Raw genomic sequence first — 14,760 nt, 5'->3', positions numbered from 1 at the left:
CTGCAGCAGGAGGACCCGTCCTCCCCACCCTTCGCAGGCTCAGGGCGGGCCCCGGGACGGGGCCACAGCACGTCACCGGGCGGCTCGGTGCACTCGGCCCCAGACTGGGCGGGGTGGGTGCACCTCGGGACGACCGGCTGCGGGCCGGCGACGCCGTCCGCGCGCCCTGGGCCCGCATCGCCGGGGCGGGCCCCCGGATCACCGCGGGCGTCGGGCGGCTCCGCCGCCGGCTGCCGTGGTTCGACCACCTGGCGCGGGCCGGAGGCCGCTACCGGCGCACCCAGGGCGACCTCATGGCCGCCGGCGTCACCTACTTCGTCTTCCTCGGCCTGTTCCCGGTCCTGCTGCTGGTCGCGTCGGTCATCGCGCTGGTCCTCTCCGGTGACGCGCTGCTGCAGAAGGAGCTCTACACCGCCATCCGCGAGGCGTTCCCCGGCTCGACCGGCCGCCAGATCGTCGGGGAGCTGCGCTCGGCCGTGGGCTCGGCCGGCATCACCGGCCTGGTCGGCCTCGCCGGTGTCCTGTACGCCGGCCTGCGCGCCATGGACAAGCTCCGCATCGGTATGGAGCGCATCTGGAAGGGGCGCGCCGACGAGCCCGAGTTCCTCCGGGACAACCTGCAGGACCTCGTGGCCCTGCTGCTGCTCGGGGTGGTCGGGCTGGCGAGCCTCGCGCTCACCGGCGTCGGCACGCGGGCGACCGCCTGGTTCCTCGACCTGCTCGGGCTGGCCGGCGTCCCCGGCCTCGGTGTGCTCACCACCGTGCTGGGCCTGGCGCTGGCGCTGCTCACCGACGTGCTGGTGTTCCTCTGGCTGCTGCGGGTGGTCCCCGCCACCGGCTCCCCGCTGCGGCGCCTGCTGTCCGGGGCGCTGTTCGGCGCGGTCGGCCTCGAGGTGCTCAAGCTGGCCGGCGCGCTCTACCTGACCCTCATCGACGGCAGCGTCACGGCCTCGGCGTTCGGCGGCGCGGTCGGCATCCTGGTCTGGATCAACCTGGTGGCCAGGTTCGCCTTCTTCACCGCGGCCTGGACCGCGACCCTGCCGTCCCTGTCCCCGGCGGTCCCCGCCGTCGCGCCGGAGGAGGTGCCGGTGCCGGCGGGCTCGGGCGCACGGCCCGCCGCACGCCGATGACCGTGGCGACGACGACCGCGACGGCGGCCGCGCCCAGGGCCACCCCGCCGAGGGCCGGCGGGCCGTCGTCGGCCGCGGGAGCCGGTCCGGTGGGCCCCGCGGCCACCGGTGCCGCTGCGGTCGGCGTGGCCGCCGGGGCCGGGGTCGTCGACGGAGCCGGGACCTCGGCCGCCGAGCCGACCAGCCTGCCCACGCCGCCCAGCGACGCCGGCACGGTGAACCCCCAGTCGAGCAGCCGCGCGGCCTGGTCGGCGGCCCGCAGCGGGGTTCTCTCGGTGCCCATGACGCTGACCACCAGCCGCCGGCCGTCGCGCTCGGCGGCGGTGACGAAGGTGTGCCGGGCGGCGTCGGTGAAGCCGGTCTTGCCGCCCAGCCCGCCCGGGTAGTCCGCCAGCGGGTTCTCGTTCTGGATCTGGAAGCCCGTCGAGCGGCCCTCGACCCCGGGCATCTGCGCGGTCGGCGTCACCAGCAGGGCCGCGGTGACCGGGTCGGCGACCAGCGCCCGGAAGAACAGCGCGAGGTCGTAGGGCGAGGAGGACTGGCCGGCGACGTCGAGACCCGACGGCGTGCCCGCCACCGTGTCGAAGGCGCCCATCTCCAGCGCGCGGGCGTTCATCGCCGCCACGGTGGCCTCCACGCCGCCGGCCGCGCGGGCCAGCCCGTTGGCCGCGTCGTTGCCCGACTGCATGACCAGCGCCTGGAACAGCAGCGACACCGGATAGCGCCCGCCGGCGACCATGCCGACCTTGCTGCCCTCCATCGCCTCGTCCTCGACGGTGCCCTCGACCACCAGCGCCGGGTCCAGCCGGTGGACGAGGGTGAGCAGCGTCAGCGTCTTGAGGGTGCTCGCCGGGTAGTAGCGGCCGTGCGGGTCGCGGGCGGCCAGCACGTCGCCGGTGCCGGCGTCGGCCACCAGCCAGCCCGCGGCGGCGATCCCGTCGGGCAGCGGCGGGGCGCCGTCGACGACGACCGTGCCGCGGGTGTCCAGCCGCTCGCCGCCGACGGTGATGCCGCCGGGCCCGTACCCCTGCGGCGGTCCGCCGGGCAGCGGCGCGGTGGGCGTCGGCGCGGCCGCGTCGACCGTGGGCCGGGGAGCCTCGGACACCGGCGCCTGGGGGGGCGGAGCGGCCGCGGCCGGCGCCGCCGTGGCGACCCCGGCACCCAGCCCCGCCGCCACGACCAGCGCGCCCAGCAGCGCCCGCACGGGGCGCCGGGTCTCCCGCTGTCGCCGCACGGGACCACGCTAGTGCGCTGGCCCGGCCCACCGGGCGAGCGCGCGACGGCGGTGGCGGGTGCTCCGGGCCGCCTGCTGCTTCGCAACGATCGCATCTCGGTCCGCCGCCGACATGGCGGGCGGGGCGCCGACCGCGGTTAGCGTGCCCAGTCGACGCGTCCGGCGTCCCCGGCCGGGCCGGGGAGCCCGGGCGTGACGGACCAAGGACCCACGGGAGCTCCCCTCCGTCTGTGCGGAGCTCCCCCGAGGAAGGAGTGCCTCTTGCGCCGAGCGCGGAAGACGAAGGTGGCGGCGCTGCTGCTCGCCGGCAGCATGGCCCTGGCCGCCTGTGCCAGCGACGAGCCCGACGGCGGCAGCGGCGGCGGTGGCGGCGAGGGCGGCGCGGAGGAGGTGCGCATCGGCCTGGCCTACGACGCCATCGGGCGCGGTGACCGGTCGTTCAACGACTCCGCCTTCGCCGGCGCGCAGGCCGCCATCGAGGAGTACGGCGGCGAGTACCGCGAGGTCACCCCGAACGAGGACGGCTCCGACCGTGCCGAGCTGCTCGCCCAGCTCGCCGAGCAGGGGTACGACCCGGTCATCGCCGTCGGGTTCGCCTACGACACGATCATCGCCGACGTCGCGGCCGAGTACCCCGACACCACGTTCGCGCAGGTCGACGGCTCCTACCAGCTGCCCGACGGGACCAGCAAGGGCGACAACGTCACCGGGCTGATCTTCGCCTCCGAACAGGGTTCCTTCCTGGCCGGCGCCGCCGCCGCGCTGAAGAGCGAGTCCGGCCGGATCGGGTTCGTCGGCGGCGTCAACGTGCCGCTCATCCAGACGTTCCAGGCGGGCTACGAGGCCGGGGCGCGCGCGGTCAACCCGAACATCACGATCGACACCCAGTACATCTCCCCCGCCGGCGACTTCACGGGGTTCAACGACCCGGCGCGCGCGCAGATCCTCGCGCAGGGCATGTACTCCGGGGGTGCCGACATCGTCTTCCAGGTCGCGGGTGGCTCCGGCACCGGCGTCTTCCAGGCCGCCGCGGAGGCGGGCGGCCGGGCGATCGGCGTCGACTCCGACCAGTACCAGACGGTCGACGACCCGGCCCAGCAGGCCGTGATCATGACCTCGATGCTGAAGCGGGTCGACAACGCCGTGCTGTCCTTCGTCGGCTCCTTCGTGGACGGCAGCGTCGAGGGCGGCACCGACATCCTGTACGACCTCGAGAGCGACGGCGTCGGCCTGGCCACCACCGGCGGCTTCATCGACGACATCCAGGGCGACCTCGACACCTACCGTCAGCAGATCATCGACGGCGAGATCGAGGTCCCGACCACCCCGTGACGCCGGGCAGCCGGCGAGCCGGTTGACCGACCACACGCACACGGCGGGTCCGGGGGAGCGCCCCCCGGACCCGCCGTCGTGCTGAGGGGGGCACCCGCCCGGTGCGGAGGTGGGCAGAATGCGCAGTCGACACCCGCGCCGGAGGAGTGGCGGCGGCAGGGGCGCGGTCCATGCCGCGCCACCGGTACAGCAGAGTGGAGGCGAGCCCGCGCACCCGCGGGCCGCAGCGACAGGGAAGGGCCCATCATGGCCACAGCGGGCAACCCGGTCGGCGAGCCGGCCGGCCTGAGCAAGGGCGCGACCGGGGCCGGCGAAGAGGCGCCGCTGGCGGTCGAGCTGCGGGGGATCACCAAGCGCTTCCCCGGCGTGGTGGCGAACAAGGACATCGAGCTACGGGTCCGCCGCGGTGAGGTGCACGCCATCGTCGGTGAGAACGGCGCCGGCAAGTCGACGTTGATGAAGACCCTCTACGGCGAGCACCGTCCCGACGAGGGCGAGATCCTGGTCCACGGGCGCGAGGTGTCCTTCCGCAGCCCGGCCGACGCGATCGCCGCGGGGATCGGCATGGTGCACCAGCACTTCATGCTGGCCGACAACTTCACCGTCCTCGAGAACGTCGTGCTGGGCAGCGAGCCCACCCGCGGCGGCCGGCTGGACCGGGCCGAGGCCCGCCGACGGATCACCGAGATCTCCGACCGCTACGGACTGGGCCTGCGTCCCGACGCGCTCGTGGAGGACCTGGGCGTCGGCGACCGGCAGCGGGTCGAGATCGCCAAGGTGCTCTACCGCGACGCCCGCATCCTCATCCTCGACGAGCCGACCGCCGTCCTCGTGCCACAGGAGGTCGACGAGCTGTTCGGCAACCTGGCCGAGCTCAAGCGAGAGGGCCTGACGGTCATCTTCATCTCGCACAAGCTCGACGAGGTCCGCAGGGTGGCCGACTCGATCACCGTCATCCGCCGCGGCACCACGGTCGGTACGGCCGACCCCAGGACCACCTCCACGCGCGAGCTGGCCGAGATGATGGTCGGCTCCCAGCTGCCGACACCGGAGACCCGTACCTCCACGGTGCGGGCGACACCGGTGCTGCAGCTGTCCTCCGTGACGGTGACGGCAGCGGATGGCCGCCCCGTCGTCGACGACGTCAGCCTCACCGTCCGGGAGGGCGAGGTCGTCGGCATCGCCGGCGTCGAGGGCAACGGCCAGGCCGAGCTCGTCGAGGCCGTCATGGGCCTGCGGGGGCTCGCCGGCGGGACGATCTCCCTGGCCGGCGAGGACGTCACCGCCTGGTCCACCCGTGCGCGTCGCGAGGCCGGGGTCGGGTTCATCCCCGAGGACCGGCACCGCCAGGGCATGCTCCTCGACGCCCCGCTCTGGGAGAACCGCATCCTCGGCCACCAGACCCGGCCGCCGGCGGTCAAGGGCTGGTTCCTGGACCGCCGCGGCGCGCGCTCGGACACCGAGCGCATCATGCGCCAGTACGACGTCCGCGCCCCGGGACCGGACACCCTCGCCGTCGCGCTGTCCGGGGGCAACCAGCAGAAGCTCATCGTGGGCCGGGAGATGGAGGCCCATCCGCGGCTGTTGATCGCCGCGCACCCCACGCGCGGTGTCGACATCGGTGCGCAGGCGGCCATCTGGGAGCTGCTCAAGGACGCCCGCGCGGAGGGGCTGGGGATCGTGCTCGTCTCCGCGGACCTCGACGAGCTCATCGGTCTGTCCGACACGCTGCACGTCATGCTGCGCGGTTCCCTCGTGGCCACCCTCGATCCCGCTCGGGTCACCCCCGAGGAGCTGGGCGGGTACATGACCGGGGCCCGGACGGCGGTGGGTGCAGCGTGAACAGGCTCCGCCGCCTCGGGCTGGCCCTCCTCGGGCCCGCGCTGGCGCTCGTCGTCGCGCTCGTCGTCTCGGGCATCATCGTCGCGCTGATCGGGGAGGACCCGATCGAGGCGCTCGGCGTGATCACCGACCTCGGCGACTCCCCTTCGCAGCAGGTGCAGTCGATCGTGGTGATCCTCAACCGGGCGGTTCCGCTGTTCCTCGCCGGGTTGGCGGTGTCCATCGCGTTCCGGATGGGACTGTTCAACATCGGCGTCGAGGGCCAGTACCGGCTCGCCACGATCCTCGCGGCGGCGGTCGGCGCCGCCGTCACGCTGCCGGCGCCGCTGCACGTCCTGCTCATCATCGTCGTCGCCGTGCTGGTGGGGGCACTGTGGGCGGGCATCGTCGGCGTCCTCAAGGTGACCCGCGGCGTGAGCGAGGTCATCAGCTCGATCATGCTCAACTTCATCGCCCTGGGGACGGCGTCGTTCCTCCTCACCGGTCCGCTCCGCGGGAGCACCGAGGGACAGTCGATCGTGACGACCCGGACCATCCCCGAGTCGGGCTGGTTCCCGGGGCTCAACGGGATCCTCACCGGGCTGGGCCTGGCAGAACCCCGCTCGGAGCTCTACGGCTTCATGCTCGTCGCGATCGTCGTGGGCGTGGTGATCGCGGTCGTGCTCAAGCGGACCCGGTTCGGGTTCGACCTGCGGGCCAGCGGTCTGTCCCCGTCGGCGGCACGGGCCAGCGGTGTCGACTCCAGTGGCATGGTGATCAAGACGATGCTGCTCTCCGGCGCGGTCGCCGGTCTCATCGGCCTGCCCGAGCTGCTCGGGGACACCCACGAGTTCGGCACCGAGTTCACCGCTGGACTGGGCTTCCTCGGCATCGCGGTGGCGCTGCTGGGCCGCAACAGTCCGCTGGGCATCGCGGTGGCCGCGCTGCTGTTCGCCTTCCTCGACCGCGCCGCCCTGCCGCTCCAGTTCGCCGACATCCCGTCGTCGGTGGTCACGATCATCCAGGGCACGATCGTGCTCGCCGTCGTGATCGCCAACGAGATCGCCCGCCGGCTGGCCCTCCGCTCGGCGGAGCGGGCCGGGGCGGTGGCCGCCGCCCCGCCCTCCGGCGACGGCGGTCCCGACGGCACCCGTCCGTCGGACGGTGGACCCGACGGGGTGCGGCCGCACCCCGCCGTCCCCGGTGAGCAGCAGGGAGCCCGAGCATGAGCACCGCGACCGGCACACCCGGTACCCGGCCCAGTCGCGGCCCCGTCACCGACCTGCTCACCGGTGGTGGGCGGTCCCGGCGACTCCTGTGGCTGGCGCTCGGGGTCCTCGTCGTCGTCTCCGCCGTCCGGGTCATCTCCGGGGAACAGGCCCTGACGTCGTCGTCGACCATCGCCGCTGCGCTGCTGCTGGCCGTGCCCATCGCGCTCGCCGCGCTCGGCGGGCTGTTCTCCGAGCGGGCCGGCGTGGTGAACATCGGCCTGGACGGGATGATGATCCTGGGCACCTGGGGCGCCGGGTTCGCCGGTTACCAGTGGGGCTGGGGCGCCGCCGTCGTCGGCGGGCTGCTGTTCGGGGCGATCGGCGGCCTGCTGCACGCGGTGGCCACGGTGACCTTCGGTGTCGACCACGTCGTCTCCGGTGTGGCGATCAACATCCTCGCCGCCGGTGTCGTGCGGTTCCTGTCGGAACTGCTCTACGTCGACAACCCGGCCGGTGGTGGTGCCGCCCAGTCACCGCCGCTGTCGAGTCAACCCCCGGACTTCTCCCTCCCCGTGCTCTCCTCCGGGCCGGACCTGCTGGGGGCGCTGGAGGAACGGCGCTGGTTCCTGGTCAGCGACCTCGCCGGCCTGCTCCGGGGGGTGACGAACGGCGTCGGCGTCCTCACCGTGGTCGCCGTCCTCATGATCCCGGCCGCCTACCTCGTCCTCTGGCGGACGGCCTTCGGTCTCCGGCTGCGCGCCTGCGGCGAGAACCCCGCTGCCGCCGACAGCCTCGGCGTGCCCGTCTACCGGCTCAAGTACATCGCGGTGGTGATCTCCGGGGCCCTGGCCGGGCTGGGTGGTGTCTTCCTGGTCTTCATCGCCAACATCTACCGGGAGGGGCAGGTCGGCGGGCGCGGCTTCATCGGTCTGGCCGCCCTGATCTTCGGCAACTGGAGGCCGGGCGGCCTGGCGGCAGGGGCCGGACTGTTCGGCTTCGCCGACGCCCTCCAGCTGCGCAGCCGGACGGCGGTCGTCGCGCTCCTCCTGCTGGTCGCCGTCCTGCTGGCCGTGGTGGCGGTCCTGCAGGTGAGGCGGGGACGGCCGCTCGTGGCCGCCATCGCTGGGGTGTTCGCCGTCCTGAGCCTGGTGGGCTTCCTGACGATCGAACGACTCCCCGAGGGGATCGTCTTCTTCACTCCCCACCTGACCACCCTGCTGGTGCTGTCCCTGGCCTCCCAGAGGCTGCGGATGCCCAAGGCCGACGGGCTCGTCTATCGAAGAGGAGAGCACTAGGTGAGCGACGGGGTGGTGGGGCGGGTGGACGACACCGTCGACTGGGACGCGCTGCGCAGCGCGGCCCGGGAGGCGATGACCCACGCCTATGCGCCCTACTCGCGGTTCCCCGTGGGCGTGGCCGGGCTGGTCGACGACGGCCGGGTGGTCACCGGCTGCAACGTCGAGAACGCCAGCTACGGGCTGGGGCTGTGCGCCGAGTGCGGGATGGTCAGCGACCTCGCCCGCACCGGCGGCGGCCGGCTGGTCGCGGTGGCCTGCGTCGGCGGCGACGGGCAGCCGCTCATGCCCTGCGGGCGCTGCCGGCAGCTGCTGTGGGAGCACGGCGGCGCCGACATGCTCATCGAGACCGTCTCGCTGGGCATCGTCCCGATGCGCGAGGTGCTGCCCGACGCCTTCGGTCCCGAGGACCTGGTCGCCGCAGCCGAGCGGGGGCAGGGCTGATGGCGGCGTTCGACGCGATCGACGTCCTGCGCGCCAAGCGTGACGGCCACCGGCTCACCCCCGAGCAGATCCGCTGGGTGATCGGGGCCTACACCGACGGCACCGTCCCCGACGAGCAGATGAGTGCGCTGCTCATGGCGGTGTTCTTCCGCGGCATGGACGGCGACGAGCTCGCCGCCTGGACGCAGGCCATGATCGACTCGGGCGAGCGCAAGGACCTGTCCTCGCTGGGCCGGCCCACCGCCGACAAGCACTCCACCGGCGGCGTCGGGGACAAGACCACCCTGCCCCTGGCCCCGCTGGTCGCCGCGTGCGGCGTGGCGGTGCCGCAGCTGTCGGGCCGGGGCCTGGGGCACACCGGCGGGACGCTGGACAAGCTCGAGTCGATCCCGGGCTGGCGCGCCGACGTGCACGAGGAGGCCTACCTGCGCCAGCTGGCGGAGGTCGGCGCGGTCATCTGCGCGGCCGGTCACGACCTCGCGCCGGCCGACAAGAAGCTCTACGCGCTGCGCGACGTGACGGCGACGGTGGAGTCGATCCCGCTGATCGCCAGCTCGATCATGAGCAAGAAGATCGCCGAGGGCGCCGACGCGCTCGTGCTCGACGTCAAGACCGGGTCCGGGGCGTTCATGAAGGACCCCGAGGCCTCCCGCGAGCTGGCCCGCACGATGGTCGGCCTCGGCGAGGCGGCGGGGGTCACCACGGTGGCCCTGGTGACCGCTATGGACCGGCCGCTGGGCCGCGCCGCGGGCAACGCCGTCGAGGTCGCCGAGTCGGTGGAGGTCCTCGCCGGCGGTGGCCCGGCCGACGTCGTCGAGCTGACCCTGGCCCTGGCCCGGGAGATGCTCACCGCGGCCGGGCGTCCCGACGTCGACCCCGCCGACGCCCTGCGCGACGGCCGGGCCATGGACGTGTGGCGGCGGATGATCACCGCGCAGGGCGGGGACCCCGACGCCGCGCTGCCCCGGCCGGCCGAGCGCCACGTGGTCACCGCCCCGGCCACCGGCACGCTGACCCGGCTGGACGCCTTCGCCCTCGGCGTCGCCGCGTGGCGGCTGGGTGCCGGCCGGGCGCGCAAGGAGGACCCGGTGTCGGCCGCGGCCGGCGTCACCTGGACGGCGGCGGTGGGCGAGCAGGTGACGGAGGGCCAGCCGCTGCTCGAGCTGCACACCGACGACCACGCGCGCATCCCGCGGGCACTGGAGGCGCTCGAGGGCGCGATCGGCGTCGACACCGGCGACGACCCGCTCCCGCTGCTGCTGGACCGCATCTCGGCGTAGGCCCCTGTGTGCACTTCCGCGGAAGTGCACGACCCCGGTGCGGCCCGCAGGGGCGCCGTGCCGAGGTGGAACACTGGACCCTCGTGACGAGCACGTCCGCGCACGTCGTGGCCGACGACCGGCCGCGTCCCGGTGACCCGCTCGACCCGGACGCCGCGATCTCGGTCCGCGGCCTGGTGAAGCGCTACGGCGACCGGGCCGCCGTCGACGGGCTGGACCTCGACATCCGGCGCGGGGAGATCTTCGCGCTGCTCGGCCCCAACGGCGCCGGCAAGACGACGACCGTCGAGGTGCTCGAGGGCTACCGGTCCCGCGACGGCGGCGAGGTGCGCGTGCTCGGCGTCGACCCGGCGCGCGGCGGCCGCCGGTGGCGGGCCGACCTGGGGATCGTCCTGCAGTCCGGGGGCGGGGACAGCCAGCTGTCGGTGCGCGAGCAACTGGAGGCGCGCGCGTCCTACTACGCCGACCCCCGCGACCCCGCCGAGGTGCTCGAGCTGGTCGGGCTCACCGAGCAGGCCGGTGCCCGCGGGCGGACCCTCTCCGGCGGCCAGCGGCGCCGGTTCGACGTCGCACTGGGCATCGTCGGCCGGCCGCGGCTGCTGTTCCTGGACGAACCCACGACCGGCTTCGACCCGGAGGCGCGGCGGCAGTTCTGGGCGCTGGTCCGCTCGCTGCGCGACCTGGGCACGACGATGCTGCTGACCACCCACTACCTCGACGAGGCCGAGGCCCTGGCCGACCGGGTCGGCGTGCTCGCCCACGGCCGGCTGGCGGAGGTCGCCGTCCCCTCGGCGCTGGGTGGCCGCGAGACCGCGCCGGCCGTCGTCAGCTGGACCGAGGACGGCGTCCGCCGCAGCGCCGAGACCACCACCCCCACCGCGTTCGTGCGGGACCTCGCCGCCCGGTTCCCCGGCGAGGTGCCCGACCTGGCGGTCAGCCGCCCGACGTTGGAGGACGTGTACCTGAAGATGATCGGCAGGCCCCAGGGAGTGGGCGTCGCAGCGAGCGCCGGCGAGCGAGGAGCGGATCGAGCGGCCGAGCGGAGCGAGGGGATGTCGTCGTGACGACGGCGGCCCCGGGGCGCGGCGCGCTGCCCTCGCCGGTCCGGGTGTACCGCACCCGCGCCGGCGTCGAGCTCAAGGAGTTCTTCCGGCAGCGGGAGTCGGTGGTCTTCACCCTCGTCTTCCCCGTCGTGCTGCTGCTCGCGCTCGGCGCCGTGCTCGACTACGACCTCGGGTCGGGCGTGGACTTCCCGCAGTACTTCATGGCCGGGGTCATCACCGCCGGGGTGGTCGGCGCCAGCCTGCAGAACATGGCGATCCACATCGCCGGGGAGCGCTCCGACGGGACCCTCAAGAGCCTGGCCGGCACGCCGATGCCCAAGAGCGCCTACTTCGTGGGCAAGGTCGTGCAGGTCCTCGCCGTCACCGCGGCGACGGTCGCGCTGCTCCTGCTGGTCGGCGTCGCCGTGTACGGCATCGACCTGCCCGCGGGCGCGGACTGGCTGACCTTCGTGTGGGTCACGGTGCTCGGCGCGGCCGCCTGCACCCTGCTGGGCATCGCGGTGTCCTCGCTGGCCCGCAACGGGCGGTCCGCGTCGGCCACGGTCACCCCGATCGCGCTGGTCCTGGAGTTCGTGTCCGGGGTGTTCCTGCCCTTCGACCAGGTGCCCGGCTGGCTGCAGGACCTCGCCTCGCTGTTCCCGGTCAAGTGGATGGCCCAGGGGCTGCGGTCGGTGTTCCTGCCCGACGCGCTCGCCGCCTCCGAGCCGGCCGGGTCGTGGGAGCTCGGCCGGGTGGCGCTGGTCCTCGGTGCCTGGTGCGTGGCCGGGCTGGTGCTCTGCGTCCTGACCTTCCGCTGGCAGGACCGCGGGACGCGGTGAGGCCGAGGAGTGGGGGCCGGAGGCCTCCACGACGAATGAAGGACCCCGTCCTCCCCACCCTTCGCGAGCTCAGGGCGGGCCCCTGGACGCGGGCCAGGGCTCCGCGCCGCTGGGGGACCGCACGTGGCGGCGGTGTCGGCCGGTGGGGCGACAATGTCGCGGTGCCCGCCCCGCTCGACGCCGACGCCCTCCGCCGCGCCCCCAAGGTCCTCCTGCACGACCACCTCGACGGCGGGCTGCGGCCGCAGACGGTGCTCGAGCTCGCCGACGAGGCCGGCTACCGCGACCTGCCCGCCGGCGACGCCGAGGCTCTGGGCACGTGGTTCCGCCAGGCGGCCGACTCCGGCTCGCTGGTGCGCTACCTGGAGACGTTCGCGCACACCGTCGGGGTGATGCAGCGGCCCGACGCGGTGCGCCGGGTCGCCCGCGAGTGCGCCCTCGACCTGGCCGCCGACGGCGTCGTGTACGCCGAGGTGCGCATGGCGCCGGAGCTGCTCACCACGGGCGGCACGCCGATCGAGGAGGCGGTCGAGGCGATCCTCGACGGCTTCGCGCAGGGCAGCGCCGAGGCCGCCGCGGCCGGCACCCCGATCGGCGTGGGCACGCTGCTGTGCGCGATGCGGCAGGCCGACCGCTGGGAGGAGGTCGCCGGCCTGGTCGTGCGGTACCGCGACGCCGGCGTCGTCGGCTTCGACCTGGCCGGACCGGAGATCGGCTTCCCGCCCGACCGGCACCCGGAGGCGATCGCGCTGCTCGACCGGGCCGGGGCGCACCGCACCGTCCACGCCGGCGAGGCCGCCGGCGTGGACAGCATCCGTGCCGCGCTCGACGGCGCCCGCGCCGAGCGGCTGGGCCACGGCGTCCGCATCGCCGACGAGGTGCCGGGGGAGGGGCCGCTCGGTCCGCTGGCGCAGCGGGTGCTCGACGAGCAGGTACCGCTGGAGGTCGCGCCGTCGTCGAACGTGCAGACCGGCGCCTACACCTCCATCGCCGCCCACCCGGTCGGCCGGCTGCACCGGCTCGGCTTCGCCGTCACGGTCAACACCGACAACCGGCTGATGAGCGGGGTGTCGGTGACCAGCGAGCTGGCCGACGTCACCGCCGCGCACCGCTGGGGCTGGGACGACGTGCAGAGCGTCACCGAGCGGGCGCTGGCCGCGGCCTTTCTCGACGAGTCCGAGCGCACCCGGCTGCTCGACGACGTCGTCCGACCGGGATTCGCCGCCCTGCGCGGGTGAGCACGGCCACCGCCCGTTCGCGGAACGGCGGGACGACCTCCGCTGTTACGGTGGGTGTGCCGGCACTCGCCGGACATCCTCCCGGACGGTCCGTCCGGGCACGAGCGCATCCGTGCAGATCCGCCGCGTCCCACGACGCCCGCGATCGCCAGTGAGGACGCCGAGACGGCGCCCGCGCACTCCACGGGACGCGCCCGAGCTGTATCGGAGTCCCACACCCGCATGTCCTCGTTCGCCCCCGTCGACGCCGTCGACACCCAGGACGACACCCCGATCGACCCCCAGACCACCCCCGAGCCGGCCGCCCCGACCTCCGCTCCCGCGGGTCCCACCTTCGCGAAGCTGGGCCTGCCCCAGCAGCTGGTGACGGCGCTGGAGCGGCGTGGCATCCACTCGCCGTTCGCCATCCAGGCCACCGTCCTGCCCGACGCCCTCGCCGGGCGTGACGTGCTGGGGAAGGCCGCCACGGGCTCGGGCAAGACCCTCGCCTTCGGCCTGCCGCTGCTGGCCCGCATGGGCCTGACCGCCCGCCGCGGGCCCCGCGCCCCTCGGGCACTGGTCCTGGTGCCCACCCGCGAGCTCGCCCAGCAGGTGGCCGACAACCTGGCACCGCTGGGTCAGGCCATCGGCGCCCAGCTCGTCACCGTCTACGGCGGTGCCCCGATGTACCGGCAGATCAGCCAGCTGCGCCGCGGCGTCGACGTCGTCGTCGCCACGCCCGGCCGGCTGCAGGACCTCATCGCCCAGGGCGAGGCCACCCTCGCCGAGGTCGAGGTCAGCGTCGTCGACGAGGCCGACTTCATGTCCGACCTCGGGTTCCTGCCGGTCGTGCAGGAACTGCTCGACCAGACCCGCCCCGACGCCCAGCGGCTGCTGTTCTCGGCGACGCTGGACGGCGAGGTCGACGCGCTGGTCCGCCGCTACCTGACCGACCCCGCCCGCCACGAGGTCAAGCGCCCCGGCGACGACGCCCCGCCGGCCGAGCACCGCGCCTACAGCGTCGCCTTCCGCGACAAGGTGCCGGTGACCCAGGAGCTCGCCGCACGGCCGGGCCGGACCATCGTGTTCGCCCGCACCCAGCTCGGCGTCGACCGGCTGACGGAGAACCTGCGGGCGGCCGGCATCAAGGCCGAGGCGATCCACGGCGGCCTGCCGCAGTCGGCGCGCCGCCGGGCGCTGGAGGCGTTCACCGACGCCCGCAGCCCGGTGCTGGTGGCCACCGACGTCGCCGCCCGCGGCATCCACGTCGACGACGTCTCGCTGGTGCTGCACTACGACCCGCCGGCCGACCACAAGACCTACCTGCACCGCTCGGGCCGCACCGCCCGCGCCGGTGCCGCCGGTGTGGTGGTCTCGCTGCTGCTGCCCGACCAGGTGGGCCAGGCCAAGCGGCGGTTCCGCCAGGCGAAGGTCGACCCGCAGGTCAGCCGCCTCCGGCCGGGCGACGCCCCGATCGCCGAGCTCGTCGCCAGCGGCGTGCCGGTGGAGCCGGTCGAGCGGCCGGCCCGGGAGTCGCGGCGCCCGCACGGCGGCCCCGGTGGCCGGCGTCCGCGCCGGGACGGCGACCGCCCCCGCCGGGACGGCGACCGGCACCGCCGGTCCCACGGCGAGGGTGAGCGCGGCCGTCGCGAGGGGGACCGCCCGCGCCGTCCCGCCGGTGACCGCGACCGGTTCCGCGGTCCCGGTGAGCGCGGTCCCCGTCCCGACCGTCCGGCGCCCGCGCGCGACTGACGCGGGGCCGTTCCATCACCTCACCAGCGGCTGGTCCCGGGTCCCGGGACCGGCCGCTGTGCCGTCCTGCGCGCAGTCGTTGGGGGGGCGCCGCCGGGGGGTGCGGGCCCCCCCCGCCCCCCACCACCTCCCGCCGCCCCCCCCCCCCCCCCACAAACAGCG

Annotated in this window: 12 protein-coding genes; 11 read left to right on the top strand and 1 reads right to left on the bottom strand. The window is 74.9% G+C overall.

Features of this window, described 5'->3' with window-relative positions:
* Positions 1 to 113 precede the first annotated feature (113 nt).
* Positions 114 to 1,130, top strand: a complete 1,017-nt coding sequence (locus tag ACI79O_RS21935; RefSeq protein ID WP_456891084.1) for a YihY/virulence factor BrkB family protein — start codon at positions 114 to 116, stop codon at positions 1,128 to 1,130.
* Here ACI79O_RS21935 and ACI79O_RS21930 read toward each other — a convergent pair.
* Positions 1,015 to 2,364 carry a D-alanyl-D-alanine carboxypeptidase family protein gene (locus ACI79O_RS21930; RefSeq protein WP_456915196.1) on the bottom strand — a complete coding sequence of 450 codons (1,350 nt, stop codon included), beginning with the start codon at positions 2,362 to 2,364 and terminating at the stop codon, positions 1,015 to 1,017. The genes ACI79O_RS21935 and ACI79O_RS21930 overlap by 116 nt on opposite strands.
* A 261-nt stretch (positions 2,365 to 2,625) precedes the next feature.
* Between ACI79O_RS21930 and ACI79O_RS21925 the strand changes: the two genes are divergently transcribed.
* From ACI79O_RS21925 to ACI79O_RS21880, 10 genes are all read left to right on the top strand, one after another.
* The gene (locus ACI79O_RS21925; RefSeq protein WP_456891088.1) at positions 2,626 to 3,696 is read left to right on the top strand and encodes a BMP family lipoprotein; all 1,071 of its coding nucleotides are present in this window, start codon (positions 2,626 to 2,628) and stop codon (positions 3,694 to 3,696) included.
* Between the two features lie 246 nt (positions 3,697 to 3,942).
* A complete protein-coding gene (locus tag ACI79O_RS21920) occupies positions 3,943 to 5,538 on the top strand; it encodes an ABC transporter ATP-binding protein (RefSeq protein WP_456891090.1) in 1,596 nt (531 codons plus the stop codon).
* A complete protein-coding gene (locus ACI79O_RS21915) occupies positions 5,535 to 6,746 on the top strand; it encodes an ABC transporter permease (protein WP_456891092.1) in 1,212 nt (403 codons plus the stop codon). The genes ACI79O_RS21920 and ACI79O_RS21915 overlap by 4 nt, the downstream gene beginning before the upstream one ends.
* Complete coding sequence (locus tag ACI79O_RS21910; protein WP_456891094.1) at positions 6,743 to 8,023, top strand: ABC transporter permease; 1,281 nt, start codon at positions 6,743 to 6,745, stop codon at positions 8,021 to 8,023. The genes ACI79O_RS21915 and ACI79O_RS21910 overlap by 4 nt, the downstream gene beginning before the upstream one ends.
* Complete coding sequence (locus ACI79O_RS21905; protein WP_456877500.1) at positions 8,024 to 8,467, top strand: cytidine deaminase; 444 nt, start codon at positions 8,024 to 8,026, stop codon at positions 8,465 to 8,467.
* Positions 8,467 to 9,747, top strand: coding sequence for a thymidine phosphorylase (locus ACI79O_RS21900; RefSeq protein WP_456915195.1), 1,281 nt, complete (start codon positions 8,467 to 8,469; stop codon positions 9,745 to 9,747). Before ACI79O_RS21905 ends, ACI79O_RS21900 begins: the two co-directional genes overlap by 1 nt.
* Before the next feature lie 83 nt (positions 9,748 to 9,830).
* Complete coding sequence (locus tag ACI79O_RS21895; RefSeq protein ID WP_456891098.1) at positions 9,831 to 10,811, top strand: ABC transporter ATP-binding protein; 981 nt, start codon at positions 9,831 to 9,833, stop codon at positions 10,809 to 10,811.
* Positions 10,808 to 11,629: an ABC transporter permease gene (locus tag ACI79O_RS21890; protein ID WP_456891100.1), complete on the top strand. Its 822-nt coding sequence runs from the start codon at positions 10,808 to 10,810 to the stop codon at positions 11,627 to 11,629. The genes ACI79O_RS21895 and ACI79O_RS21890 overlap by 4 nt, the downstream gene beginning before the upstream one ends.
* Before the next feature lie 161 nt (positions 11,630 to 11,790).
* A complete protein-coding gene (locus ACI79O_RS21885; RefSeq protein ID WP_456891102.1) occupies positions 11,791 to 12,867 on the top strand; it encodes an adenosine deaminase in 1,077 nt (358 codons plus the stop codon).
* Between the two features lie 222 nt (positions 12,868 to 13,089).
* Entirely contained in the window at positions 13,090 to 14,598 is a 1,509-nt protein-coding gene (locus tag ACI79O_RS21880; protein WP_456891104.1) for a DEAD/DEAH box helicase, read from the top strand.
* The last annotated feature ends 162 nt before the right edge of the window (positions 14,599 to 14,760 follow it).

Source organism: Geodermatophilus sp. SYSU D00696, assembly GCF_054050235.1.
Note: the sequence above shows the minus strand (reverse complement) of the source record. Positions and strands in the feature narration are given on the sequence as shown.